This window comes from Deltaproteobacteria bacterium (genome assembly GCA_020845895.1).
In the GTDB taxonomy this organism is placed as follows: Bacteria; Lernaellota; Lernaellaia; order JACKCT01; family JACKCT01; genus JADLEX01.
Window position 1 is genome coordinate 1 of record JADLEX010000041.1, and the last position, 25,911, is coordinate 25,911.

At 63.3% G+C, this 25,911-nt stretch carries 21 protein-coding genes; 6 read left to right on the forward strand and 15 right to left on the reverse strand.

Features of this window, described 5'->3' with window-relative positions; genetic code table 11:
- From IT350_05035 to IT350_05080, 10 genes are all read right to left on the reverse strand, one after another.
- Positions 1-1,997 (reverse strand): polysaccharide biosynthesis tyrosine autokinase (locus IT350_05035; GenBank protein ID MCC6157396.1); only part of this gene is annotated, 1,997 nt, incomplete at its 3' end.
- Between the two features lie 24 nt (positions 1,998-2,021).
- Entirely contained in the window at positions 2,022-2,924 is a 903-nt protein-coding gene (locus IT350_05040) for an SLBB domain-containing protein (protein ID MCC6157397.1), read from the reverse strand.
- A 1-nt stretch (position 2,925) separates the two neighbouring features.
- Complete coding sequence (locus IT350_05045; GenBank protein MCC6157398.1) at positions 2,926-4,155, reverse strand: outer membrane beta-barrel protein; 1,230 nt, start codon at positions 4,153-4,155, stop codon at positions 2,926-2,928.
- A gap of 88 nt (positions 4,156-4,243) precedes the next feature.
- Positions 4,244-4,789, reverse strand: a complete 546-nt coding sequence (locus IT350_05050) for a hypothetical protein (GenBank protein MCC6157399.1) — start codon at positions 4,787-4,789, stop codon at positions 4,244-4,246.
- A 26-nt stretch (positions 4,790-4,815) separates the two neighbouring features.
- Positions 4,816-6,147: a TonB family protein gene (locus tag IT350_05055; protein ID MCC6157400.1), complete on the reverse strand. Its 1,332-nt coding sequence runs from the start codon at positions 6,145-6,147 to the stop codon at positions 4,816-4,818.
- A gap of 197 nt (positions 6,148-6,344) precedes the next feature.
- Positions 6,345-6,581: a hypothetical protein gene (locus IT350_05060; protein MCC6157401.1), complete on the reverse strand. Its 237-nt coding sequence runs from the start codon at positions 6,579-6,581 to the stop codon at positions 6,345-6,347.
- A gap of 65 nt (positions 6,582-6,646) precedes the next feature.
- A complete protein-coding gene (locus tag IT350_05065) occupies positions 6,647-7,768 on the reverse strand; it encodes a tetratricopeptide repeat protein (protein ID MCC6157402.1) in 1,122 nt (373 codons plus the stop codon).
- Positions 7,765-11,139, reverse strand: a complete 3,375-nt coding sequence (locus IT350_05070) for a tetratricopeptide repeat protein (protein MCC6157403.1) — start codon at positions 11,137-11,139, stop codon at positions 7,765-7,767. The genes IT350_05065 and IT350_05070 overlap by 4 nt, the downstream gene beginning before the upstream one ends.
- Complete coding sequence (locus IT350_05075) at positions 11,136-13,298, reverse strand: hypothetical protein (GenBank protein ID MCC6157404.1); 2,163 nt, start codon at positions 13,296-13,298, stop codon at positions 11,136-11,138. The genes IT350_05070 and IT350_05075 overlap by 4 nt, the downstream gene beginning before the upstream one ends.
- 4 nt (positions 13,299-13,302) lie before the next feature.
- A complete protein-coding gene (locus tag IT350_05080) occupies positions 13,303-13,983 on the reverse strand; it encodes a hypothetical protein (GenBank protein MCC6157405.1) in 681 nt (226 codons plus the stop codon).
- 412 nt (positions 13,984-14,395) lie between these two features.
- On the opposite strand from IT350_05080, the gene IT350_05085 reads away from it, so the two are divergent.
- From IT350_05085 to IT350_05095, 3 genes are all read left to right on the forward strand, one after another.
- The gene (locus IT350_05085) at positions 14,396-15,274 is read left to right on the forward strand and encodes a 50S ribosomal protein L11 methyltransferase (GenBank protein ID MCC6157406.1); all 879 of its coding nucleotides are present in this window, start codon (positions 14,396-14,398) and stop codon (positions 15,272-15,274) included.
- The gene (locus tag IT350_05090; GenBank protein MCC6157407.1) at positions 15,271-16,020 is read left to right on the forward strand and encodes a 16S rRNA (uracil(1498)-N(3))-methyltransferase; all 750 of its coding nucleotides are present in this window, start codon (positions 15,271-15,273) and stop codon (positions 16,018-16,020) included. The genes IT350_05085 and IT350_05090 overlap by 4 nt, the downstream gene beginning before the upstream one ends.
- 415 nt (positions 16,021-16,435) lie before the next feature.
- Positions 16,436-17,254: a flagellin FliC gene (locus tag IT350_05095; GenBank protein ID MCC6157408.1), complete on the forward strand. Its 819-nt coding sequence runs from the start codon at positions 16,436-16,438 to the stop codon at positions 17,252-17,254.
- Positions 17,255-17,539: 285 nt separating this feature from the next.
- On the opposite strand, the gene IT350_05100 is transcribed toward IT350_05095, so the two are convergent.
- From IT350_05100 to IT350_05120, 5 genes are all read right to left on the reverse strand, one after another.
- On the reverse strand, positions 17,540-19,138 hold the full coding sequence (locus tag IT350_05100) for an acyl--CoA ligase (protein MCC6157409.1): 1,599 nt from the start codon (positions 19,136-19,138) through the stop codon (positions 17,540-17,542).
- 28 nt (positions 19,139-19,166) lie between these two features.
- On the reverse strand, positions 19,167-20,501 hold the full coding sequence (locus IT350_05105) for a citrate synthase (GenBank protein MCC6157410.1): 1,335 nt from the start codon (positions 20,499-20,501) through the stop codon (positions 19,167-19,169).
- A gap of 325 nt (positions 20,502-20,826) precedes the next feature.
- Positions 20,827-21,186 carry a DUF423 domain-containing protein gene (locus tag IT350_05110; protein ID MCC6157411.1) on the reverse strand — a complete coding sequence of 120 codons (360 nt, stop codon included), beginning with the start codon at positions 21,184-21,186 and terminating at the stop codon, positions 20,827-20,829.
- A gap of 20 nt (positions 21,187-21,206) precedes the next feature.
- A complete protein-coding gene (gene folD / locus IT350_05115; protein ID MCC6157412.1) occupies positions 21,207-22,091 on the reverse strand; it encodes a bifunctional methylenetetrahydrofolate dehydrogenase/methenyltetrahydrofolate cyclohydrolase FolD in 885 nt (294 codons plus the stop codon).
- Positions 22,092-22,119: 28 nt separating this feature from the next.
- Positions 22,120-23,904 carry a formate--tetrahydrofolate ligase gene (locus IT350_05120; GenBank protein ID MCC6157413.1) on the reverse strand — a complete coding sequence of 595 codons (1,785 nt, stop codon included), beginning with the start codon at positions 23,902-23,904 and terminating at the stop codon, positions 22,120-22,122.
- A 346-nt stretch (positions 23,905-24,250) separates the two neighbouring features.
- Between IT350_05120 and apaG the strand changes: the two genes are divergently transcribed.
- The 3 genes from apaG to IT350_05135 form a co-directional block, all read left to right on the forward strand.
- Positions 24,251-24,634 (forward strand): Co2+/Mg2+ efflux protein ApaG, encoded by a 384-nt coding sequence (gene apaG, locus IT350_05125; GenBank protein ID MCC6157414.1) that lies wholly within the window; start codon positions 24,251-24,253, stop codon positions 24,632-24,634.
- Positions 24,635-24,648: 14 nt separating this feature from the next.
- The gene (locus tag IT350_05130) at positions 24,649-24,975 is read left to right on the forward strand and encodes a hypothetical protein (GenBank protein MCC6157415.1); all 327 of its coding nucleotides are present in this window, start codon (positions 24,649-24,651) and stop codon (positions 24,973-24,975) included.
- Between the two features lie 64 nt (positions 24,976-25,039).
- Positions 25,040-25,911: hypothetical protein (locus IT350_05135; protein MCC6157416.1), on the forward strand; the 872-nt coding region annotated here is incomplete at its 3' end.

Consider the following 25,911-nt stretch of genomic DNA (forward strand, 5'->3'; position numbering starts at 1 on the left):
ACCGTACCGATCGCGTGCGACTGGACGTCTTCGATCTGGCGCACGGCCCGGTCGAACATGTCGGTCGTGGTCTTGCCCGCCTTGACGACCAGCACCACACCGTCCACCTGCCTCGACATCACGATGGCGTCGGTCACCGCCACGATCGGCGGCGAATCGAACAGGATCATGTCGAAGCGCTCTTCGAGCTGTCGCATGAGTTCCTTCATGGGCTCGCTTTCGAGCAACTCCGACGGGTTGGGCGGGATCGGTCCGGACGGGATGAGGAACAGGTTGGGCACCTCGGTCGCGATCGCGATCTCGTCGACGCCCATCTCGCCCATGATGAAATTCGTGAGGCCCTTGTTGCGCTCGACCTTGAACGCGCGATGCAGGCGCGGGCGGCGAAGGTCGGAATCGACGAGGCATACGCGACGACCGCCCTGCGCGAAGACCGTGCCGAGGCTGATGACCGTGGTCGACTTGCCTTCCTGCGGTCCGGCGCTCGTGACGAGCAGTTTCACGAGATCCTTGCCCGGCGAGCTGTAAAGGATGTTCGTGCGGATCGCGCGGCACGACTCGGTGATGCTCGACTTCGGGTAGTAGTGCGTGAACAGCTCGCCCTTGGTCACGTCGCCGTCCTCGGCCAGGAACGTGGGGATGATGCCGAGGAAGGGAATGTCGGTGAGGTTCTCGATGTCTTGCTGCGTCTTGATCGTGTTGTCGAGGTATTCGAGGAAAAACGCGAGGCCGACGCCGCCGATGATGCCCAGCAGCATGCCGAGTGCGACGTTCACCCGCCGCTTGGGTTTCACGTGGAACTCCGGCCGCTGCGCTTTCTCGATGAGCAGAATGTTGTTCGCCGAAAGGTTTTCGGTGATCTGCGTTTCCTTCGCGCGCTTTTGCAGTTCTTCGTAGAGCGTCTGGTTCGCCTGCGCGTCCCGTCGCAGTTCCTTGAACGTGATCTCTTTCTCGCTCAAGTCCTGCGCCTGATGCCGCGCTTCGGCGACGGCCTTTTCCATCTGCGTTTCCTGGTCGCGCGCGACCAGATAGGCGGCGTTGATCGAACCGACGTGCTGGTCGATCTCCTGACCGATCTTCGCGGAAATGAGCGCGATCTGGCTTTTGAGCGCCTGGATCTCCGGATACTTCTCGCCGTACTTCGGTTCGAGCTGCGCGAGTTTTTTCTCGGCCGCGACCTTTTCGCTCTTGAGATCCTGCACCACCGGGCTGTCCATGACCTCGGGGATCATCGAGGCCTGGCCCTTGGCTTTCATCTCGACGCACTTGGCGTAAAGCGTTTCGAGCTCGATGCGCTTTCGTTTCGCCTCGGCCTGCGCTTCGGAGAACTTGGCGAGATTGCGCAGGGCCATATTGAATTTCTCGTCGAACGAGAAGACCTGTGCTTCTTTCATGAAGGCTTGCAGCTTGCGTTCGGAATCGACGAGGCGGTCGCGCATGTCGCCGCCTTCCTCGCGCAGCCAGTCGATGGCGTTCTTCGACGCCTCGCTTCGGCGGACGAGATTCTGCTTCTGATAGACCACCGCGACGGCGTTCGCGACGCTCTGCGCGAGTTCGGGATTGGGATGCTCGATGACGATGTTGACGAGCTGGGAGTTCTTGACCGGCTGGACCAGAATCTGGTCGGCGAGCAGCGCCTCGGGGTCCTTCGCCGTCGCGTAGGGCGCCTTGTCGCGGAGCTCCAGTTCGTCGAGCACGCGGGCGACGACGTCGCGCGAGCGGATGATGCGAAACTGCGTCTCGTAGTATTCCTTCATCGCCCAGTAGTTGCGCGAGCCGAGGGCGACGACCTCCTTGAAGTCCACGACCTCGGGCGCCTCGGGCAGAATCTGAATGACCGACACCGCCTGATAAATCGGCGTTTGGAGAAACGTGCCCAGGGTGACGATGGTGACGACGATGATGAAAAACGCGACCATGGTCCAACGGCGCTTGAACAGCACCTTGCCGTATTCCCGAAGGTCGATGCCGGCGCCCTGTCTTTTCTTTCTGGCCATGCCGAGTTCCACCAATCCTTCAGGTCACAAAAGACTGCGCTTCACGCGCACCACGTCGCCGGGAAACACCGCAAGATCGCGCGACGGGTCGTTCGCGATGTCGCGCAGATTCACCTTGATCGTTTCGGTCTTGCCGTTCTGCGTGCGCGTGATGACCACGCGGTTGCTCGCGAGATTCGTCGCGCCGCCGGCGAGCGACAACGCGCGCATCAGGGTGAGTCCTTCCTCGTAATTCACGGGTCCAGGTTTCTTCACCTCGCCGTCGAAAAAAATGAACTGCGTCTTGAGCACCGACACGATGTCGCCGTGCTCGAGAGGCATGTTCTGCGTGAGATCGCCCTGATCGAGCAGCGCGTAGCCGTCGATCTTGAAGACCTGCACCTGCTTCTGCTCCTTCGTGAAGTCTTCGATCGATTGCGGGTTGCCCTGCCCCGCCACGAGCTTCTTGATGGCCTCGGGCTTCTCCAGATCGCCGCCGCGCACGAGCGTGAACGACTTTCCGCCCTGCTCCGTGATTCCGCCGGCCATGGAAATCGCTTCCAGAAGCGTCGTCGGCCCCTTGAGCCCGTAAAGACCGGGGTTTTTCACCGCGCCGAGCACGTACACTTTTTTCGACTCGAACTGCTTGACGGTCACGGCGATCTGCGGATCGACGAGGTAATCGGGCGACAGCAATTTTTCGAGCGTGTCCTCGATTTCGCGCGTGGTCAGACCGCGCACCTCGACGTTGCGGATCCACGGGAAACGCACGGTGCCGTCGGAGAAGACCTCGTAGTCCTTGGAAAGTTCGGTCTCGCCGTAGACCTTGACGGTCAGGACGTCGCCGGGACCGACGCGATACTCCTCGGCGAAGGCCGTCGCCGACCAAAACAGGCTCGCCGCCGCCAAGGCGCACGGCAGCCACAAACGAATCGATTTGCGTTTCATGTCAGAACTGAGCGACGAGCTTGACGAAGGCGATGTTGCGTTCCGTCGTGTTCTGGATGTCTCCGTCGTCGTACGCCTTGTTGTCGTACTGATAGCCGACGCCCGTGTAGAGCCAGAATATCATACGCAGGGTCAATTCCAAACGGGCCTGAACGAAATCCTCGTGGCGGTCGAAGGGACGCGAGAACTCGTTGGACTGGTAGCTGACGAAGGCTTCGGTCGCGAGGCGCTCGCGCCAGAGACGGTAGAAGGTCAGATAGCCCTCGTCCGAGGTGTAGAAGTTCGTCGTCGCGGCGTCGAGGATGCTCCTCTTGTAGCCGATCGCGACGCGCATGTTGGGCTCCCAGACGCCGCCAAGCTCGGCGTTGCCGATGAAGCCCGCGCCCGACTCCCCGTCCTGATACTCGTTGGTCTGGTAGCCGCCCTTGACGATCGCCTGCAGGTGCGGCGTGATCTGGCCGACGAGACCGCCGAGCCCGAAGTTGATGACGGAATTCGAGTCCTCGTTGTTGATGTACGTGATCTCGCCGTGCCCGCCCTGGAAGACCAGCGACGTGCGCGGGAAGAACTTCAGGCGCAGGTCGCCGACGCCGAACCACAGGTCGCGGTCGGACTCTTCGGCGATCTCGTAACGGTCCGTCGCGTACTTGTACTCACCCGAAATGTAGAGGTTCGTCTCGGGTCCGTATTTGTATCCGAGGCGGCCCAGCGCCTCGTTGTGGTCCTGATCGCCCACGATGTAGTCGACGTAGACATCGCTCGGCTCGAAGGCTTCCTGGGCGGTGTAGGTGTCCTGCGCGGTCACGAAGACGCCGACGGGGCTCTGGTAGTCGAGCAGTCCCGACGCCGTGTGGTTCGACGCATTGAGCAGCGCGTGGCGATTGTCGGGGTCGTCGGTGCCGAGATAGTTGTCGTTGTAAAATTTGTACGCCGCCTGAGCGGTGAAGGTCGGCACGCGCAGACGCAGCAGCACGCCGGGCTGGATGTTCAGGACGAAATCGGACTCGATGTCCTGCGGCACGGATCCCTCGTTGAGGGGCTCGTAGTCGTTGGGAACGAAATAAATGTTGTCGACATAGCGGATGGCCGTGTAGGCGGACGGGTGCAATGAGAACGCGCCGAAGCGGATCCCGTCCGTCTCCTCGAAGGCCGCGAGGCTCCACGTCGGCAGGGCCAGCAACAGGGCGATCAGCGCCATGCGCCGGACCCGCCGATAAAAAGTCCGCCTCATCCCCACTCCAGGTAATCCACCAGGGTCCAAAAGAGCGAAATTCAAAACAGTTTAAGGCGTGGGCGTCAAGGCCTGACGCGTTCCCGGGTCACGATTCCTCCGACTGGCTGACGGGCTCCGGTTCGTACTCCGGCGGCAACGGTTCGGGTTCGTCGGCCCGACGGACGCGTCCGTAATCGGTCTCGTCCGAGAGCGGCGCCTGCCCCATGAACTCCTCGACCGTCTCCGTGAAACCGCCGACCTCGTTGATCTGGCCGTAGCAAAGGTTCACCAGTTTCACGAGCTGTTGGGCCACGTCCTGGCTGTTCTTCACCTTGTAGGCCAGTTCCGAGATTCGCGCCGACTCGCGCGCGAACGCCGCCTCGCGAAGCTGCTGATTCAGGCCCTGCGTCTCCTGATAGACCTTCTTCAGGTCGCGCAGCCGCGCTTCGAGGCAGTTCGACTTTTTCACATCCTGGGCTTTTCGGGCCGCGTCGAGCTCATCCGTCATCTTGTCGATGTTCGACTTGATGAACCGCAGCAGGTTGGACGCCTGCGCGACCGCCGATTCGTCCGCCGGGGTCTGGGCCCGGGCGAATGCGGGCCATGCCGCGAATGCGACCAGCATGGCGACCAGAATCACGCGTGTTCTCATGACGATCCTCCTTCCACCTGCCCCGATCACTCGGAGGCCGGCGTGAAGACGAAGCTGTAGTTCACCGACGAACCGCCGCCGTCGGCCGACGGCTCGAACCGCCAGCGCTCGATGCGGCTGCACACGCAGCTCCCCACTTCGGAGCTGGCGATGCTCGACGAGGTGACGCTGCACCCCTGCACGGAGCCGTCGCCGCCGATGCTGAAAGAAACGCGCACGCTGCCCGAAAGCGAGGGGTCGATCTTGAGCTGGCGCTCATAGCAGTTGCGAACGCCGCCCGTGTATTTCCGGATCTGGGCGCTCACGGAACTCGCGTCGAGCGAACCACTCGAACCACCCGACGCCGACATGTTCGCCTTGACCTTCTTTTCTTCCTTTTCACCGGTCCCAGATCCCTCTTTGGAGCCCGCGGTCCCGAGTTTTCCCAGGTCGCCGGCGCCGACCGATCCGGGGCCGGTCCCGCCGCCGCCTTTGCTGGAGCCGAGGGTGCCGGTGCCTTTCCCCGCCACTTCGACGCCCGCACCGATCTTGCCGAGTTGTTCGTCGAGGCCGCTGCCGGAATCGCCGAGCAGGTCGGCCACCGCGCCCTCGCTGCCTTGAGTGGTAATCAGACTAAGAAGACCCTTGGTCTCGACTCCCGCGGGTTCCGGGGGACCCTGCTCGCCGCTGCCGCCTCCCTTGGGTGCGCCGCCGCCTTTCTTTGCGCCGCCGCCACCGGCTTCCTCGGGTTTTTTCTCTTCAGCCGGCGCATCCGGCGTCACCTCGGTCAGCGTCGGAATGATGTCCTCGGAAACGAGGCTCACGAGCTGATCCATGTGGCGATCGGGCACGATCTCGGGCTCCGGGAGCGCCGCGATGTACGAGACGGCGGTCACATGAATGAGCGCGGAAATCACCAGCAGGACGAGCAGCGGGCGGTCGATGCGCGCCGAAAAGCTCCCGCGCAGTTCCCTGGGCAACTGCGTCAGCGGAGGCGGAGGCGGCGCGGGGATGACCTGGAAGAGCACCGTCGAGTTGCCGATGTTGATCTTGCCCTTGCCGCCCGGGCCCAGGTCGACGACGAGTCCGCCGCCGGGGCTCTTCGGGGCCGTCGTCCCGATGGCCGCAAGGTCCCGCGTCCCGGCCTGACTGACGATCAGACCTTCCATGTTGGGGATCGTGTGAAGCTGGAAGTTCCCGGACGACTCCATCAGCATGACATGCCGCTTGGGCATGTTCTTCTCGACCACCGTGATCGTATTCGTCGGATCCGTGCCGATGGTGACCGGCTGCTTCTCCTTGAGGATGACCTCCGAGACCAGTTTGCCGTCCTGGATCAAACCGATCTTGAAGACGCGTTTGCTCACGGGGATGCTCATGCGTTCACCTCTCCTCTCGCGGCCGGTCCGGGTTCTCCGGTCGAAAACGGGCGTTGCCTGTCCTCACTTTGTCGTTCTCCCGACATCCGCACCTGTGGCTCCATCCACGTCCGCCCTGTTTCCCGAAGCCGCTGTCGCGGCATTCACCGGACCTCTGACCCTTCGAATTCCCCCGCGGGCGAATTCGACTTTTCGCTTCAAAACGGCTCGTCCTCGATTGATTGTACGATTTTATTCACAAAGCTGCGCTTTTTTGCGTTGAGTCCGAAATCGACATTCGCACGCTGGATGATGTACGACGCCTGCGGACGCATGATGCGTCCTTCGATCACGATGGAATCCAGTTCGCCTTCCTGGGCGCAAACGGGCGCCGGCGCGACCGCGAACGCGGACACGACCAGCGCGACGCACACGAACACGATCGACCACTTCATCGAAGGCCTCCCGTCCGCGCGGCATGTTTCGGCGTTCCAATTCATACCGGTTTTGAAGCCGCGTGTCATGATCCGCCCTGCAGCGCCTTGATCCACTCGGGGACCAGTTCGTTCTTCTGACGTTTCGACTGCGCGTACTGCCAATACTTCTGATAATTCACGAGCGCCTGCGCCTTGTCGCCCAGATCCTGCTCGTAGAGCACCGCGAGATTGAGGTAGGCCTCGGCGAGGCCCGGGTCGCGCGCGATGGCCGTCTCCAGCGCCTTCTTGGCTTCCTTCGGCTGGCCGTTTGCCCGCAGCGCCGCTCCGAGATTCGCCTGCGCGACCGCGTTGTAGGGATCGGCGGCCACCGCGCTTTGCAGTGTGCCGAGCGCCTGCGTCGCCTGATTCAGACGAAGCTGGATCGCGCCGAGGTTCGCGAGCGCCGCGCCGTTGGACGGATCGACGCTGACCGCCTTCTGGAAGGCGTTGCGCGCCTCGCCCCACTCTTCGAGGGTCACGTAATAGCGCCCGAGATTATTGTGCAGCGCGGCGTTGTCGGGGGCGATCTTGAGCGTGTTCGTCAAAATCGTGACCGCCATGCCGACCTTGCCGCGCCTCGCGTAACATTCCGCGAGATTGATGTGCGCGTCGGCGAAGGAGACGTCCTTCGCGATGACTTCGCGGAACTCGCGTTCCGCATCGTCGGAACGATTCATCGCCAGATAGACCGCGCCGAGGTTGTTGCGCGCCGTCAGATCGTCGGGATTTTTCGCGATCGCGGCCTGGAAGACCGAGATCGCCTGACCGCCGCGCCCCGATGCCGCGAGCGCGGACCCGAGGCCCGCCTGCGCCTTGGGGTCATCGGGCCGCGTGACCATGTAGCGGCGGAACGCCTCCTCGGCCTCGGTGTATCGCCCGAGGCGATGCAGCGAAACGCCGAGATTGAACCACGCGTCGAGGTTGCCCGCGTTGGCTTGCGTGGCGAGCCGGAAGCGCTCCTCGGCCCGGACGATGTTGCCTTTTTTCACCCACGAAACGCCCTGGTTGTAGAGCACGACATCCGCTCCGGGGCCGGTGGGAACGGGCTCGGAGGGCTCGCCGCCGCCGCTCTTGGTCGATCCCGAATCGGACTTCGTGCTTCCGGCGCAGCCGGCGACAACGCCCAGCGCGACGAGGACCGCGAGAACCAGGAGGAGTTTTTTCATTTGGCGCCTCCCGGCGGGGGCGCCGTCGGCATCGGCATCGTCTCGGTGTTGAAAACGCCGCCCGCGTACGACGGCACGGTGCCGAAAACCGATTCCTCGAATTTCAGGGCCGACACCTTCGACTTGTAGAACGGCAGCATCGCCGCGCTCTGGTCGATCCACTTGTTGCGCACGCGCTCGCTGTTGCCTTTTTCGACGTTCTTCTCGAAGGCTTCCTGCGCCTTGGCCTTGATGGGGAAGGCGATGTCCTCGAGTTTGATGACGTATTCGTCTTCCTGTTCGGGGGACAGACCCTCGGGAATGGGGGCTTTGAAGAGCGATTCCGAAAACTCCCGATTGAGCATGCCCGTCATGTGCAGGGCCGCCGTGAACCACTCGAAGTCGCCGAAATTGGCCACTTCCTCGTACGCGGTCTTGAGCGTTTTGTAGGTCTCGGATTTCTGCTTGAGAACGCTCGCGTCCGTCGCCACATTGCCGGTGAATTTGAGCGCGACGTACGAATCCCAGATGGGCTGGGCGAGGTAGAACCGCGCCAGCGCGGCGTATTTCTTCGATTCGGGGGCATTGGCGCCGAAGCGTTGATAGATGCCGACGGCGAGGTTGAGATTTCGCTGCGCCTCGGCGGAATCCCCGCGGTTCTGGGCACGCATTCCGACCTTGGCGTACGCCTCGACGAGCCGCGTGGGGTCGTTGGTGAAGCGCTCGGTGTAGCGCCGATAGACCTGCTCGGCGGACGCGTCGTCGTTCATGGTTTCATAGGTCTTCGCCATGAGGAAATACAGTTCGCCGGCGTCGGCGGCGGTGGCGTACTTGGCGGCATAGTTGCCGGCGAGCTGCTCGGCGCGGCCGAAGTCGTGATCCTTGAGAGCGAGCAGGGCCGCGTTGTAGAGCGCGTTCTGCGCGTCCTTGTGGTCGGGGAAAAGCGAGCTGAAGCGCTCGTACGACTGCTGCGCCTGTGCGAATTCCCCGAGCCGTTCGTAGTTGTACGCCGCGTGGAACAGGTCGTCCTGCGCGTACTGGTATTTCGGATACTCCTCGGCGACCTTGGTGAGGTAGCGGTTGGCCTCGGCCAGATTATTCATCTTGGTTTCGAGGAGCACCGCCGAGTTGTGCAGCGCCGTCGGCGCGTCCTTGGCCGTGGGATTGTCCTGGTAGGCGGAGTTGTAAGCCGCGAGCGCCTCGGGATACTTGCCCTCGTCGGCGAGGCGCGACGCCATCAGCAGCCCCGCGGCGGACGCCATTTCGATCTCTTTCTTGCGCGTCTCCGGGTCGGCGGACGGGTTGGCGGCGAGGATCTGGCTGATCTGTTGGAGATTGCCGCCCAGTTTCGCACCCTCGACCGAGTAGAACTTCGCCGCGTCGGCGGCCTTGGTGCCGGGATATTCCGTCATGACGCGACTGAAGATCTGCTGCGCCTCGTCGATATGGCCGTGCCAGAACTGCACTTCGCCGGCCGCGAACAGGTAGTCGCCCGGAATCTTTTCGCCCTTCTTCGCATCCGGCGCGTAGGCGACCAATTCGTCGACGTACGCCTGGGCGGTGGCCGAGAGCGGAACGACCTGCATCTTGAATTCGTCGCCGCCGCCGACCTCAGCGCCGCCGCCTTTGGTGATCTTCTCGCGAAGCTCCTTGTTGGGCAGGCCGCCTTCTTTCTCGATCTGCTTCTCGAGGCTCTTCACGACCGCGAACCGCGCTTCGGCGTAGTACTTGCCCTGCTGATCCTTGGCCACCTGGCGGTAGGTGCCCGCCGCGGGCATGTACTCGCCCACCGCGTAATACGCCTCGGCCAGGTTGAAGATGGCCTCGTAGTAATTCTTCCCGTCGGGGTACTCGCGCGTGTACTTTTCATAACTGCTGATCGCGCGCCGCAGCGAATCGTTGCGCTCGGTTTCGTCGATTCCCGAGCGCTGCGACTTTTCGTGGTGGAAGGTCGCGGAAGCATAGAGCGCGTTCATGCGGGTCTTGTCCGCCGCCACGCGGTCTTCCTTCTTGCTGTCCTCGTTGACCTTGGCCCACGCGCTCTCGGGGCCGTAAAGGGTCGCCATTCGCTCGGACTCGGCGACGGCCTTCTCCCACTCGGCCTCTTTGTAGTAGCTGTCCACGATCTGCATGTGGACGGTCGGATTCTTCGGGTCGTTGGGGTAACGCTCGAGATACAGCAGCGTCGCCTTGCGCCCGTTCTCGAAATCGTCGTTGCCGAAATAGACCTCGCTCATTTTGCGCAGGACATCGCGGTTCCACTTTTCCTGACCGCTCTGCGCGAAAAACGACTGGGCCATGCCGAGACCGGGATCGCCGTGATCGGCGAAGGAGATCGCGATGTAATCGACCGCTTCCTTGCGCAGGTCGTCGCCGCCGCCCAGACGCTTGGTCGGCCGGGTCTCGTAATACCGGAGCACCTGCTTGAAGTACTCGATCGCGGTTCCGAGCGGCTCCATGTTGTTGACGTTGGCCATTTTGTAGTAGGTCCAACCCAGCTTGTAGAGCGCCTTGTCGTAGAACTTCGAGCTCTTCTGCACCTGCTTGTAGTGTGCGATGGCCTGGTCGTACGACGATCGATCGAGCTCGCCGCGGTCGAAATAGATCTCGCCCATGCGGATGTGGGCTTCGGCGACGAAGGCGCTGTCCGGCTTTTCGGTGAGCAGTCTTTGATACATCGCGAGAGCGCTTTCGGTGTCGTCCGCTTCGGTCAGACAATACGCGAGCATGTAATAGACCATGTCGATGTTCGCGTAGTCCGGGTGATCGGCGAGAATGCGATGGTAGAGGTCGACCGATCGCGAAAAATCGTGGATGGGCGGCTCGCCCGGATCGGAACCCGCGGACAGCGTGCCGTCGTACGCGTCCATGCGCGCGTTGAATTCCTCGTGGGCCTCCTCGAAATAGAGCTGCGCGAGACGGAACTGGATATCCGGATTCATCTGCGCTTCACCGCTGTCGGCGAGCATCTTTTCGAACTTGGAGATGGTCGCCCGCCGCGCCGCGGTCTTCTGCGATTCGACCGCCTTGATCTGATCGCGGTACTTCGTGCGGATCTGGTCCTGTCCGACGGTCTGCGCATCCTGCGTCATGTTCTGCTTCTGCATGCGCTTGAGACGGAGCTGACGCTTCAGGATCGAGATCTGATTGCGGACGTCTTTTTTCTCTTCCTGCTGCGAGGGCGCGAGCATCTCGTTGGCTTTTTGCTCGAGCTCGGTGATCTGCGCGACGAGCGCGTCGATTTCCGCCTGCAGGGCGTCCGGGCTTTCCGGTGACTTCATCACGGAGTCGCTGGCCTGCGCCCATGCGGGAGCGGTCGCGAAAATCCCCGCAATCAAGGAAAACACCGCGATCGCGGAACACAGGATGAGCGCCGTGGCGAAGCGTCTCACTCGTCGTCCTCCTGGCCGCCCTTGTCGTCTACGTCGCTCGGTTCGTCCTTCGACGCACCGTCATCCTTCGGCTTTTCGCCGCCGGATTCCGCGCCGCCCGTGGGACGATACTGCCGCTTGAATTGGCGCAGTTCCTCTTCCATCTGCTTCTGAAGCTGCTTGATCTTCTTCGACGATGATTCGGTCGCCCGATAGTCGGCGTCGACGATGCCGACCTCGGCCTTGCGGGCGTACCCGATCAGACGGGTCTCAATGTTGTCGAGCTCGGTACGCGCGGTCTCGCCGAGCGTGGTCGTGGCTTCGGCGTAAACCGCGTCCACGGCTTCAGGATACGATATGACGGTGGATTCCAAGGTCCGAAACGTCTGGCGGTAATCGGCCAGCGCCTGCTGTTTTTGCGCGGCCATCTTCTGCTGAGCCTGCCCAAGGCGCGCGTTGGCCTGCGTGCAGGTGGGCATGAGCGCCGAGAGTCGCGCGGAAAGTTCCGGCGTGATCGAGGCGTTGCCCATGGCCGTTTGAATTCTCGCCAGAAGCTGCGCCGCGTCGGACTGCAACACGAGCGACTTGCGGTACGAGTCCTTGAAAATCGGGAAGGTCGGGTCCTGCTCCAGCTTGCGCAGTTCGAGTTCGACCTGACCGATGAGTTCCTGGATCTCGCGCATGTTCTGCCGTTCACGCAGGGCGTAGTCGTACACGCGAAAGGTTTCGCGAACGGTTCGGTCGGCGGCCAGCCAATACGCGACTTCCTCCGGCACCCCGGCGGGAACGGCGCCCTTGCCGGACTCCTCGCCCGACGCGCCGCGCTCGACCATGCCGGACAGCGTCGAGGGGTCCTCGAGACGCGACCGGGCGGAGGCGAGCTGGCTGTAATAGTTGCCGTACTTCGCCTGAACCTCGGTGAACGCCTTCTTTGCCGCGTCGAAGTTTTCGGCCTGGGCGTAGATGTTGCCGACCAGCAGCGCCGCCTCGGGGACGTGGGGGCTCTTGGGCGCGTTGGCGACGATGTCGCTGTACCGGCCCACCGCCTCGTCCTGGAGCGAGGTCAGGCGCTCGTCGATCTTCGCGAACATGTCGCGCATGTCGGCGAGATCGGTCTCGATCTTCTCGATTCCCTCGTTGAACGCGGCGGTGTCGTTGGCTTCCGCGGCTTTGTCGAGCACATCGGAATACGCGTCGAAGTCGCGCGAGAGGCTGTCGAAGTCGAGCGTCTCGTCCCGGATCTTGAGCAGCAGCAGATCGTTGCGCGTGAGCAGCACCCACAGGCTTTCGTAAGCGGCCTCCCCGAATTGCGGATCGCCGGGTTTCACCGTCGTATAGGCGGACACCGCCTGCGGAAAATCGTTCTGCTCGTAGTTCAATCGTCCCAGAGCCAGGTTGGTCTGCGTACGAACCTCTTCCTGCTCGGGGGTCGTGGGCTCATCGAGCGCGGCCTTCAGACGACGCAGTCGCCCTGTGGCCTCTTCGAACTTTTTGTCGCGAACGGCCAGCGCCGCGAGCAGATACTGCGCCATGGGATGGTAATCGGCACCCTCGGGGATGGCCTCGAGGATGTCCGTCGCCCCGGCGCGATCGCCGCGCAAATAAAGAGCCTTGCCGTAGATGTAGCGGCCCAGCGAGCCGTCGGATCCCGCGGGCAGCGACGACAGAAGCTCGGAATAATAGTTCTGCGCCTGCGCAAGCCGGTCGCGAAGGATCGCGAGTTGAATCAGGCGCGCGAGCGCCATTCCGTAATATTTGTTCTTGGCTCCCTGCGACCGGATCTCGAGAAAACGCTTCTCGGATTCGTCCTGATACCCCGCGTTGAACAGAGAATCGGCGAGATAGAAATGCGCATCCGTGTAGATCGCGAGTTGCTGCGCGCTCGGGTGCGTGACGATCGCCTGAAAAATCTCGGCCGCTCCGATGTAGTCACGCACGAGGAAGTGGAAATCGCGGCCCGCGACGAACCGCCGCTGGAGCATCAGCTTGTCGCGCTCGAACGCCTCGCGGGAAAAATTGGCCGTGAGATCGTCGACCTGGGCACCCAGGTCGTTCACGCGCTTTTCGATATCGTCGACGTCATCCTCGATCTGATTCTCGGCATCCGACTTCGACCACGACGGCGACGCGGCCAGAAGAACCAGCGCAAGGACCGTCAGGGTTATGGGCCATCGACGCAAGACGTCATTCCTTTTCGAATCGGACCTGGAGCCGGTCCCGGAGGCTGGTCAGGAACGCGCCCTGATCGTAGCTCGTGACCTTGAGCGTCACGACATCGCCTTCCTGCACCGTGAACACATACCGGGCTTTCACCTTGAACAGATACTGGCTCAGATAGCTGAACAGCCCGTAACCCTTTCCGCGGTAGACCATGTCCACCGTGAGCAGGTGTTCGCCGGGCAGAAGGCTTCCGTCGTACACCGGCGCGGCCTTGAGGTTTTCGAGATCGTTGTCGTCGCTCGAGACGGCCGTGTAGATCTCGTAACCGTCGAGCATGTAAGTCATCGTTTCGAGCTGAAATGTCGCGCCGACCTCGTGCGTGTGAAGGATCGAGAACGAGATCAGGGAGACCGATCCCATGCGGAGCTGGTCGAGGAGTTGTTTCAGGCTGGCCTTGCTCTTGAGCACGCGGTCCCGAACGGCCTCGAGCCGCTCTTCGAACTGCTTCATTTCCTCGGGAGAAAGTTTTTCGACTTCGACCTGGGTCGAAGACGATCCCGTCGGCAAACTGGACTCGCCGTCGTCGGACTGCGCGTATGCGTAAGACGCCGCGGCAAGACCCACCGCGAGCGCGAACGCGCAAGCCAACAGCCCCGATCGCAACGCGTGTTTCATCTTCGCGTGTTGCATGGTCGCGTGTTGCATTGTAGCTCCCCGACCTTTGTCGGTCCGTGGTTTTCGCGATTCTTCGACATGCATTCTACGGCCAAAATGACGGGCCGAGCATCCGTTCGACGCCCAATCCCGAAGCTGCGCAGGAAACCTGGGAATCCCTCCAATCTCCGCGCAAACTTGGACCTTCGGCCCAAGTCGGGACCCCAATGTTCCGCATCCTTCGCATGATAATGGCGACCCTTCGTTGCGTCAAGGGTCTTGACCGAAAAGAAAAAGGCGAAATTTTCCTCTATTGACAAGGGGTTAGGGATTTTCCAGAACTGAATGGACGATTTGGTCATTTTTTCAGTTTACGCCGAAAATCGGCTTCGCGACCTCTCGGAAAGATGACTCAAGTTGTTAATATTATTGCATATTTCGTGATCGCTCGCAGGAGAATTCCGTGGAATACCGCCTCTGCGTGAAATGCGACCCGGATTGGACCGACGTCGTCGGCAATCGTTTCTTCGAAATCGGGATGCGCGGCCTGGAGATCGCGACCGAGACGCCCATCGCCGAGTTGAACTCTTACTGCGACAGCGAGGACAGCGCTCGCGCCTACGCCGAAGCGATCGCCGGGTATTTGCGGTCGCTCGCGGCACTATGGCCCGATGCGACGGCGTGGAGCGTCGATGTCGCTCCGCTCGCGGGCGTCGACTGGGCCAACGAATGGAAGAAGTACTTCAAGCCGGTCCGAATTTCGGAGCGCATCGTGGTTCGGCCGTCGTGGGAAACCTACGACGCGACGGGCGACGATCTCGTGATCGTGATCGACCCGAAGATGGCGTTCGGCACGGGGGGGCACGAGACGACGACGCTCGCGCTGCGCGCGCTGGAGCGGCTTCGCGACGAGGGAGTCATCGATGCTGCGACTCCCGTGATTGATATCGGCACGGGAACGGGAATCCTCGCGATTGCGGCCGTAATGCTCGGTGCTCCGCGCGCGTTCGGCGTCGATACGGACCCGGTGGCGATCGAATGCGCCGTGGAGAACGCTGGGCTCAACGGCGTGTCGGAGCGCGCCGCGTTCGTCGTGGGCGGGGCGGACGCGATCAGCGAGGCGTTTCGGGTCGTGGTTGCGAATATCGACGCGCCGACGCTGGGCGCCATCGCTCCCGCGGTGGCGGACCGCGTCGAACCCGGTGGGCGACTTGCGCTGACCGGATTGCTCGAAGCCGGCGCAAACGAGATCGAGTCGCGATTTGTCGCGATGGGATTTCTCCCCCGACGCCGCGACGCGCTCGGCGAATGGCGGCTGATCGAACTGGAGCGTGCGAAATGAACGTCCGACGCGCCGATCTGACACGGCACCTGGTCGAGTACGTCCCCGCGATCGGTGAGGCCGTCCGGCTTTCGCCCCGTGAGCGCCGGCATGTCGAAAAGGTGCTGAGACTCGGTCCCGGCGACGAGGTCGAGGTCTTCGACGGCGCGGGGCGGGCGGCGCGGGCGATTCTGATCGTTCACGGCGACGGCGGAATCGCCGCGCGCGTGGAAGAACATCTTCAACCGGGCGCCTCGACGATTCCCCGCGTCACCGCCGTTTGCGGACTCATCAAGGGCGACCGGCAATTCGATCTCGTCGAAAAACTGGTGGAAGTTGGCGTTTGGGGGATTCGCCTCTTTCGTGCGGATCGTTCGATTCGCCGGCCGAGCCCCGAGCTGCCCCGGCGGGTCGCCGATCACGCCGAGTCCGCGGCCAAGCAGTGCGGACGGCCGGACCTCCCGCGCGTCGAGATCGCGGCGGACCTGGAGTCGGCGCTCGGAAACCTCGAGGTTTCGCACGGTTTCGTCTTCGAGCGGTCGGCGTCGGCCCTTTTTTCCGCGTCGGATGTCGATCCGTTCGCGCATTCGGTGTTCGTGGTCGGCCCGGAAGGCGGATTGACCCAAACGGAGATCCTCACGGCCGGGCGGCTTGGTTTCGCGCCGCGATCCCTGCCCTTACCCGTCCTGCGCGCAGATACCGCCGCCGTGGTCTGCGCCTCGCTCCTGATGTTCGCGGCGGGCGAACGCCCGAAACCCGAGCCTTGAAAAAAACGACCCGGCGAAAATTTCTTCTTGAGTTTGCCCGAGAGCTGCCGATAATCGTTTTAGCGATTGAAATGCGATTCGATTCTCCAGCGTGACGGATCTTTGATTCAGGGCCTTCGTGCCCCGGGCGAAAAAGCCCGGCCAAGCCCCCCATGCGTTCTGTGACAAACGCATAGGGACTTCGCCGGGTTTTTTTCGTTCCGACTTCCGCATCCGCCTCCGCGGGTGCTTCTCCCATAAATCGTTCCCCTGACCGCCGCGAACCGTCCGCCCATTCGGCATTCGCCGTCGAGCGGACATTTCGCACTCATCCATCCGTCAACACACGCTATCCGTCACAAGTTCAGGATCTCCGTCACCACGCTCAGGATCTCCGTCACACGTACAGGGATATCCGTCACCAAGGAGGATCGTCATGGCTCTTCGCATCACCAACAACATCCAGTCCATCAATGCTCAGCGCAACATCTCCCGGTCGCAGCAGGGACTGACCAGGGCTCTGGAACGTCTTTCCTCGGGCTATCGCATCAACCGTGCGGGCGACGACGCCGCCGGTCTCGCGATCTCCGAAAAACTGCGTTCCAACATCCGCGCGCTCTCCCAGGCGTCGCGCAACGGCTCGGACGGCGTCGGCCTGATCCAGGTCGCCGAAGGCGCGATGTCCGAAATCAGCAGCATCGTCATTCGCATGAAGGAGCTGGCCGAGCAGGCCGCCACGGGCACGGTCGGAACCACGGAACGCAGTTTCCTCGATTCCGAGTTCCAGGCTCTGCGCTCCGAAATCACGCGCATCTCCGATTCGATCAAGTTCAACGAGCGGCAGTTGCTCGACGGCACCCTCGACGTGGTCATCCAGATCGGCGTCAGCAACGGTTCCGGCGACACGATCCAGATCACCCTCTCCGATACCGACGCCACCGCGCTCGGCATCGTCTCCTCGATCGCCACCGTCACGAACGCGCGCCTGGCGCTGACGTCGACGACGTCGGCGATCAACACCGTGGCCAGCCGCCGCGCGGGACTGGGCGCCATGCAGAACCGGCTCGAATCGGTCATCGCCAACATCGACAACGTGGTGGAGAACCTGTCGGCCGCCGAAAGCCGCATCCGCGACGTCGACATCGCGGCGGAAACCGCCGAGCTCACAAAGTACAATATTCTGGTGCAGGCCGGTGTGTCGGTTCTGTCGCAGGCGAACCAGGCGCCCACCGTCGCCCTCGCCCTGTTGCAATAACCATCACCGCCTCTCCAGCGAGCGCCCCTCCCCCAACTCTCGCGCCGCCGTCGGTTTCCGCAACCGGCGGCGGCGTTGTTTTCATGACGCGGCGCCGGCGTTGTTTTTGTCAGCCGGCACGACTGGAGTTCGAATCTCCGCCGATTCGGGAGCGTCTCGATCGTCCCGGTTCTTATTCCTGTATAAACGGTTATACGGTTATTTCCGCGCGACGAAACGAAACGCGGATCGGTGCGGGGGCTTTCGCCCATCCACGCAATCAGAGACGAAAAGAACTTGCGAGAACTATACCGAAAGACGGGTCGCCCGGTCGGCGCAAAGGTCGCGGCGAAGAATCTTGCCGCTCGGCGTGCGCGGAATCTCGTCAACCGCGAAAAAAACCCTGGGGCATTTGTAGGCGGCGAGTTGCCGATGCGCGTGGCGTTCGAGCGAGGCGACATCGAGCACCGCGTCTTCGCGCGGCTTGACGAACGCCGCGATCAATTCCACACCCGCCTCTCCCGTCGGGATCATCCGCACAGCGCACTCGGCGACATGGCGGTGCGTCGAAAGCACGGATTCGATCTCCTGCGGGCTGACGCGATAGCCGAAGCTCGTCATCACGTCGTCGTTTCGTCCGTCGAACCACCAGATGCCGTCTTCGTCGATGTGTGCCGTGTCTCCGCCGATGAACCACTCTTCACAAAATGCGGCGCGGTCCTCGTCCGGACGATTCCAATAACCCAGCATCAACCCGGGGTCCGATCGATGCACGGCGATGCGCCCAACGGTTCCGACCGGCGCGTCGTCGAGCGAATCCATCGCCACGAGGCGGATCGGCCGGCCGGCCTGCGGCACGCCGCACGCGCCGGGTTTCACGGTCAAGCCGGGCCGAAAACTGATGTAGGTCGAAATCTCGCTCATGCCGAGCGCCTCGTACAGTTCCTTTCCCGTGCGACGCACCCACTCGCGCCAGGTTTGCGGCAGCAGCGTCTCGCCGGCGGTGAGGGCGTGGCGAAGCGACGAGAGGTCGCAATCCTCGACCTCGACGTATTTCAGAATCTGGCGAAATACCGTCGGCACGGCGGCGAACACGGTGATGCCGAGCCGCTCGATGATCGGAAGCCACGTCTGCGGGCGGCGCGGTCCCGCGTAGAGGATCGACGTCGCGCCGACGCTCCACGGATCCATCAGCCCGACGCCGAGGGTGTAGGTCCAGTTGAGCGCTCCCGCGTGAAAGACGCGGTCGGTGGGCAGGAGCGCCTCCCACTCGCGCACGACGAACGCGCGCCCGAGAATCGACCGGTGCGCGTGGAGCACGCCCTTGGGTCGGCTCGACGTGCCGCTCGTGTAGATCAAATACGCGGGGTCGTCGCCGCCGACATCGGGGAGATCGACGGGGGCGGCATCGCGCAAGATCGCGTGGAAGTCGTGACGCGCCGGACCCGAAGGGGCGTGCGGACATTCCTCGACAAGCGTCGGCTGGCCTTTGGCGGCGGCGACGACGACATGACGCAGACCCGTGGGAACATCCGTAGCGAGGCGCGACGCCCACTCCGCCGCAACGACGACCGCCGCCGCGCCGCTGTCGACGAGCAGGAATCGGACCTCTTCGTCGGTCAGTTGTGGGCTCGCCGGAATCGGGACGAGTCCCGCCGCGCACGCGCCGAAGAAGGCGATCGCGTAGTCGGTGGAATTGTCGAGTCGTACGAGAAGCCGCTCACCGCGCCCCAGGCCGATACCGACGAGCGACCATGCGAACCGCCGAACGGCATCGGCGATGCGCGCGTAGGTCCATTCCTCGTCGAGGCCGAATTCGCCGGCGAAAACGAGCGCGATCCGATCCGAGACCGCCGGGTCGTCGGCGTGGCGGAACAGGCAGTGTTCGACGAGATGAACCGTCATGCCCGTTTTCGCGGAAGGTGGCCGCGCGTCACTTCAGACCGTTTTCCGGCAGATGCGGAGAATGCGTCGCCTCCTTGCGGTGCGACAGCGGCACGAAATCGCGCATCTTCTTGCCCACGTAGATTTGGCGCGGGCGGCTGATGCGCGATCCCTCGCCGATCATCTCCTTCCACTGCGCGATCCACCCCGGCAGGCGGCCCATGGCGAACAGCACGGTGAACATGTTGGTCGGGAACCCGAGCCCCCGGTAGATGATGCCCGAGTAGAAGTCGACGTTGGGGTAGAGCTTGCGTTCGACGAAGTACTCGTCGCCCAGCGCGATCTCCTCGAGCTTCTTGGCGATGTCGAGCAGCGGGTCCTTCTTTTTGAGCTTGCTGAGCACGATGTCGCAGTGGTTCTTGATGATCGTCGCGCGCGGGTCGTAGTTCTTGTAAACCCGGTGCCCGAAGCCCATCAGACGCACGCGTTCGTCCTTTTTCTTCACTCGATCGATGAAGCGTTTGACGTTGCCGCCCTCGTTGTGGATCTGCGTGAGCATCTCCAGCACCTTCTGGTTCGCGCCGCCGTGCAGCGGGCCCCAGAGCGCGTTGATGGCCGTCGAAATCGCGGCGTAGAGGTTGGCTTCGGAGCTGCCGACCATGCGCACCGTCGAGGTCGAGCAGTTCTGCTCGTGGTCGGCGTGCAGGATCATCATGACGTCGAGGGTGCGCGCGATCTCGGGATCGACCTCGTAGTTCTCGGTCGGGAACGCGAACATCATGCGCAGGAAGTTGCCCATGTAGGTGTGCTGATTGCTCGGGTAGATTAGCGGATGGCCGAGCGACTTCTTGTACGAGAACGCCGCGATCGTCGGCAGCTTGGCGAGGATGCGGATGATGGAGATGTTGACGTCGTCCTCGTTGAAGATGTTGTTCGACTGCGGATAAAACGTCGAAAGCCCGCAGACGACCGATGACAGGATCGCCATGGGATGGGCGTCGGGAGGGAACGCCTCGAAGAACCGGCGCATGGCCTCGTGAATCAGCGTGTGCCGCGTCAGGCGGTCCTGAAATTCCGAGAGCTGCGCTTCGGTCGGCAATTCGCCCCAGATCAGCAGGTACGCGACCTCGAGGAAGCTCGATTTCTCGGCGAGCTGCTCGATCGGATAGCCGCGATAACGCAGGATGCCCGCCTCTCCATCGATGTAGGTGATCTCGCTCTTGCACGAGCCGGTGTTTGCGTAGCCGTCATCGAGCGTGATCGCGCCGGTCTTGGAACGAAGGGTCGAAACGTCGATGGCGAGTTCGCCCTCGGTCCCCACCAACAAGGGCAGTTCGTAGGCCTTGCCCCGAATGGTCAGTTGAACTTTCCCGCGCGCGGTCATGTCGTCCTCCACCCGAACTTCCGCTCGGGGATCGATGTGATGCGAGCCTCCGTAAAGGCTGCGCGACCCGGAAACACGATCAAATCGGGCGATGCGACATCGGCTCGAAAGAGCGTCGAAAGCCACATTGCCCGGAAAGGAGTGAGTTTAGGTCCGCAAGCGATTTTACGCAAGATAATCACGGGTTATCGTGGAAATTTCGCGGCTGACCGGGATTCGCGGGCATCCGGCCCACGGGCGTGTCCCCGCGGCGAGGATGCGAAATCCGATCGGTCGGTCGATGATATTCAGCGCAGGTGCAGATGTTCAGTACAGGCACAGATGTTCAGCGCAGGCGCACGATCGCCACGGCGAACGCCGCCCATCCGGCAATGAGGGCGACGCCACCGATCGGCGTGATCGCGCCGAGCCAGCGCGCTCCGGTGAGCGTCATGGCGTAGAGCGTGCCGGAGAAGATCGCAACGCCCGCGATCCATAGCCAGGCGGCGACGCCCGCCGCGCCGCCCGGATGCCGATCGGCGAAGAGGCCGAGTCCGATGAGCGCGATGGCGTGATACATGTGATAGCGGACGGCGGTCTCCCAGATCTGGAGCATCTCGGCGGTGGCGATTTTCTTGAGTCCGTGCGCGCCGAACGCCCCGAGCCCCACGCCGAAACCGCCGAGCACCGCGCCCGCGAGCAGGATCGATCGAGCCGACACGACGATCACAATCCCGCCGCGCGCCGCGCCGCGATGAGCGTGTTTTTCATGAGCATCGTGATCGTCATCGGACCGACGCCGCCGGGGACCGGCGTGATGGCCGACGCGATCTCTTTCACCGCGTCGAAGTCCACATCGCCGCACAGTTTCGCCTTGCCCGATTCGGTCGTGCCGATGCGGTTGACGCCAACGTCGATGACCACCGCGCCGGGCTTGACCATGTCCGCGGTCACCGCCCTCGCGACGCCTGCCGCGACAATCAGGATGTCCGCCCGCCGCGTGTGCGACGCCATGTCTCGCGAGCGCGTGTGCACCACGGTCACGGTGGCGTCGGCACCGGGGGCTTTTTGCATGAGCATGATGGCGATCGGCTTGCCCACGATGTTGCTGCGCCCGACGACCACCACCTCCGCGCCGCGCGTCTCTGCCCCGCTGCGCACGATCATCTCCTGAATGCCCGCCGGCGTGCACGGCGCGAACCCCGGCGCACCCACGACCAGACGGCCGACGTTGACCGGATGGAAGCCATCCACATCCTTGTCGGGATCGATCGCCGCGATGACCTTGCCCTCGTCGATGTGTTTGGGAAGCGGAAGCTGCACGAGGATGCCGTGGATCTTCGGATCGCGGTTGTACTGGTCGACGAGCGCGAGCAGATCGGCCTCGGAAATGTCGGCGGACGGGCTCTCCTGCACCGAGTGGAAGCCCAGGTCGTGCGCCGCCTTCTGCTTGGCCGTCACATAGCTGACCGACGCCGGGTTCTCGCCGACGAGAATCGTCACGAGGCCGGGCGTGACACCGGTCGATGCAACCAGTTCGCGTGTTTGCCCGGCGATCTCCGCCCGGATCTGCTCCGAGATCTCCTTGCCCGAAAGAATCCTGGCCGTCACGCGCGCACCTGCCTTTCCATCGGTTCGCCTAGAACAGACCGGTGATCTTGCCCGTGTTCACATCGACGTCAATACGCCGGAACGCGGGATCGGACGCGGTCCCCGGCATGAGCTTGATGTCGCCCGCCACCGGCACCACGAAGCGCGCGCCGTAAAACACGAGAATGTCGCGGATCGGCAGTCGCCATCCGCGCGGCCGGCCCTTGAGATCGGGATCGTGCGAAAGCGACAGGTGCGACTTCACCATGCAGGTGCCCATCGAACGCACGCCCGGGTCACGTTCGAGTTCCTTCAGCTTCTGGTCGGACCGATTGAGATAGACCACGCCGTCCGCGCCGTAGACCTCGCGCGCGATTTTTTCGATGCGGTCCACGTGCGACATCTCGGCGGGATACAGCGGCTCGAAATGCGACGGCTCGCGACATGCGTCGATGACCGCGTCCGCCAGATCCGACGCGCCCTCGCCGCCCAGCAGCCAGTGTCGCGACACCGCCGCGCGGGCCCCGGCGCCTTCGGCGGCGCGTTCGACCATCTTGAGTTCGTCCGCGGTATCCGCGTCGAAATGATTGACGCACACGACGGGGTTGATGCCGGATCGTTTGACGATCTCGATGTGCGCGACGAGGTTCTCGAGACCCTTTTCCAGCAGGCCGAGATTCTCCTTCGTGTACGCGGAGTCGAGCTTCTTGCCGGGGACGACCGACGGACCGCCGCCGTGCATCTTGAGCGCGCGCACGGTCGCGACGATGACCGCCGCGTCGGGTTTGAGTCCCGAGATCCGGCACTTCAGGTTCCAGAATTTCTCGAACCCGATATCGGCGCCGAAGCCCGACTCGGTGACGTGAAAATCGGTAAGGCGCAGCGCGAGCAGATCGGAGACGATGGACGATTGGCCGATGGCGATGTTCGCAAATGGGCCCGCGTGCACAAACACCGGGTTGCCGCCGATGCTCTGCATGAGATTGGGGTTGAGCGCGTCCACCATCCACGCGGTCATCGCGCCGTCGACCTCGAGGTCCCGCGTCGTCACGCTTCTCCCGCGACGATCGCGTGCGACCACGATGCGCCCGATCATCTCCCGCATGTCGGCGAGCGAGCGGGCGACGGCGAGAATCGCCATCAGTTCCGACGATACGGCGATGTCGAAACCCGTTTCCATCATCGCGCCGTCGAGTTTCTCGCCGAGGCCGATGACGATGTGACGCAGCGACTGGGCGCAGAAATCCATCACCCATCGCACGCGCACGTCGCGCGGATCGATGTCGAGTCGCCGCAGCCCCTTCTTCGAGAGGAATTCGTCGGTGTTGATGGCCTCGTGCTGCATGCGCGAGGTGAGCGCGACCATCATGAGGTTGTGCGCGTTGACGACCTTGTCGATGTCGCCGGTGAGGCCGAGCGAAAACGGCGCGAGCGGAATGCACTGCGCCATGCCGCCGCCGGCCGCGGAGCCCTTGATGTTGAAGGTCGGGCCGCCCGAGGGTTGGCGGATCGCCGCCGACGCGCGCTTGCCGCGATACGCGAGGCCGTCGACGAGCCCCATGACCGTCGTGCTCTTGCCCTCGCCCAGCGGCGTGGGCGTGATTGCGGTGACGTCGATGTACTTGCCGACGCGACGCTCGCCGATGCGCGACATGAGCGCGGGGTAATCGACCTTCGCGATCCTGTTCCCCTGCGGCAGCAGTTCGTCGCCGAGCAGACCGAGTTCGTCGCGAAGCTGATAGATCGACTTCATCTTCGCCTCGGCGGCCTCCGCGACCTTCCAGTCGGGGTTCTCGCGCGGGTCCAGATAGAATCGACGCGTGGGGGTCATCATGGTGGGCTCCTCCCGCGAAGCGAGGGTGCCGGCTTGGTTCGTCGCGGCGGATCGCGACGGCGAGTCCCGGGGTTTTCGTCGTTCGGATTGATGCCCCGAACCGGGTCCGGCACGGCTCCAAAATTGCGGTCAAAGGCGCCGACAGGCGGCGCGAAACGGCGATATCGTGCGTGTTGTGGACATCGTTGTCAAGAAAAAAACGGATTTGTCGACACACCGTCGGAGGGGCTATTCTGAACGCGGTCGCATGGTGCCGATCGCGTCCTCATGACGGCGATCATGTTACGATGTGGGCACGCTCGCAAGAATGGCGCGCATGATGATCGAACCGCAACCCCAGGCCGAACTGCCCACCGCGGTCACCCGCGGAATCCGCATCACCGTGGCGACGCAGTACTCCGAGCTGTACTCCGCGCCGCCGTATCGCTACTTCTTCACGTACCATGTGACGATCGTGAACCTGTCCGAGCAGGCCGTGCAACTCATCAAGCGGCGCTGGGTCATCAAGGACGCGACCGGCAAGATCCAGATCGTCGAGGGACCGGGCGTCGTCGGCGAGCAACCGCACATCCTGCCGGGCGAGAGCTACGAATACACGAGCGGCTGCCCGCTGCCCACCTCGTATGGACAGATGAATGGCTGGTACCGCATGGTGGACTCCGACGGCGAGAAATTCGACGCGGTCATTCCGACGTTCGAGATGATCAAAATCGAATCCGACGTCAACTGACGTGGAGCGTCGCCATGAGGCTGCCCCTATGCGCCGCCCTGTGCGCCTGCGTCGCGGTGTTTGCCGCGGCGTGCAACGAGCACGACACCGATCCCGATATTCCGCCCACCGGCGACGATGACGGCGACGACGATGACGACGCGTCGGACTGCGTGGACGCGGACGAGGACGGTTGGTGCGCCGCGCAGGACTGCTCCGATCAGAATCCCCTCGCCCATCCCGGCCGCGCCGAGGACTGCAACGACGGATTCGACAACGACTGCAACGGACTCGCGGACGCCGACGACACGGTCGCCTGCGGCGAGCCCACGCCGCCGCCCAACGACGACACCGACGTCTGATCGTCGCGCCCGCGCATGCCCCCGCGTTTGAACGCGCGGCGCGCATCTGTTACACCGTCGCGACATGACCAGTGGCGAGCGCGAATCTCCCGGCGATTCGATCGAACGACGGGCCGCATGGGCGATCCTCGCCCTGACGGTCGTGCTGTTCGCGCTCGCGCAGACCGCGTTCGTCCGCTACGACACGCGCACGTTCCTCGACCACGATGACTACTACACGTCGTCGGCATTCCGGGCGTACGAAACCGTGCCCGCGGGCCGGACGTTCGAGGAGAAAATCAACCGCTGGCGCAAGGCGCCCTCGTTCTACCCACCGCTCGTGCCGACGACGCTGTGGACGTCGTGGCTCGCGATCGGCCCGAGCCTCGCCGCGTATCGATGGACCGCCGCGCTTTTCGCTCTCGTCGTCGTCCTCGGCACGGGATTCGCCCTGCTCGAACGCGAACGGCGGCTCGACGCCGCCCTGGTCGTCTTCCTCGTCGGCACGATGCCGATCGTCGATGAAATGAGCCGCAAGTTCTTCCTGCAGTTTCAGGCGAACGCGCCGCTCGTGCTCGCCTACGCCCTCGTGTTTCGCGCGTGGACCGCGCCAATTCGCGTCGCACGGTTTTCGATCGCGGTTGGTTTTCTCGCCGGCCTCGCCCTCGCGACGCATCCCATCGCCGCCGTCCTTGCGGCACCGTTGGGACTCGGCTTCGTTGCCGTCATTTGGTCCACTCGAAAAGACGCGGCCTCGCGCATCGGCGGACCGCTCGTCGCGGCGGCGATCGCCATCGCCGTCATCATGCCGTGGGCCGTACCGCACGGGCACAATTACATCGACTGGTACTTCCAGGGACTTGAACACGGCGCGCCGATCACCCGGCTCGCGAGCGCCGGCTTCTTTTCCGTCTTTGTCCGCGAGGCGCTGCTGGAGCAGGCCGGACCATGGGTCGT

What these genes read in the sequence shown, in the direction of transcription:
- IT350_05045 (MCC6157398.1), bottom strand. Translation starts at nt 4,155, where the DNA reads ATGAGGCGGACTTTTTATCGGCGGGTCCGGCGCATGGCGCTGATCGCC.
- IT350_05100 (MCC6157409.1), bottom strand. Translation starts at nt 19,138, where the DNA reads ATGACGGTTCATCTCGTCGAACACTGCCTGTTCCGCCACGCCGACGAC.
- IT350_05065 (MCC6157402.1), bottom strand. Translation starts at nt 7,768, where the DNA reads ATGAAAAAACTCCTCCTGGTTCTCGCGGTCCTCGTCGCGCTGGGCGTT.
- IT350_05055 (MCC6157400.1), bottom strand. Translation starts at nt 6,147, where the DNA reads ATGAGCATCCCCGTGAGCAAACGCGTCTTCAAGATCGGTTTGATCCAG.
- IT350_05090 (MCC6157407.1), top strand. Translation starts at nt 15,271, where the DNA reads ATGAACGTCCGACGCGCCGATCTGACACGGCACCTGGTCGAGTACGTC.
- IT350_05080 (MCC6157405.1), bottom strand. Translation starts at nt 13,983, where the DNA reads ATGCAACACGCGACCATGCAACACGCGAAGATGAAACACGCGTTGCGA.
- IT350_05060 (MCC6157401.1), bottom strand. Translation starts at nt 6,581, where the DNA reads ATGAAGTGGTCGATCGTGTTCGTGTGCGTCGCGCTGGTCGTGTCCGCG.
- IT350_05050 (MCC6157399.1), bottom strand. Translation starts at nt 4,789, where the DNA reads ATGAGAACACGCGTGATTCTGGTCGCCATGCTGGTCGCATTCGCGGCA.
- IT350_05040 (MCC6157397.1), bottom strand. Translation starts at nt 2,924, where the DNA reads ATGAAACGCAAATCGATTCGTTTGTGGCTGCCGTGCGCCTTGGCGGCG.
- IT350_05120 (MCC6157413.1), bottom strand. Translation starts at nt 23,904, where the DNA reads ATGATGACCCCCACGCGTCGATTCTATCTGGACCCGCGCGAGAACCCC.
- IT350_05095 (MCC6157408.1), top strand. Translation starts at nt 16,436, where the DNA reads ATGGCTCTTCGCATCACCAACAACATCCAGTCCATCAATGCTCAGCGC.
- IT350_05130 (MCC6157415.1), top strand. Translation starts at nt 24,649, where the DNA reads ATGAGGCTGCCCCTATGCGCCGCCCTGTGCGCCTGCGTCGCGGTGTTT.
- IT350_05105 (MCC6157410.1), bottom strand. Translation starts at nt 20,501, where the DNA reads ATGACCGCGCGCGGGAAAGTTCAACTGACCATTCGGGGCAAGGCCTAC.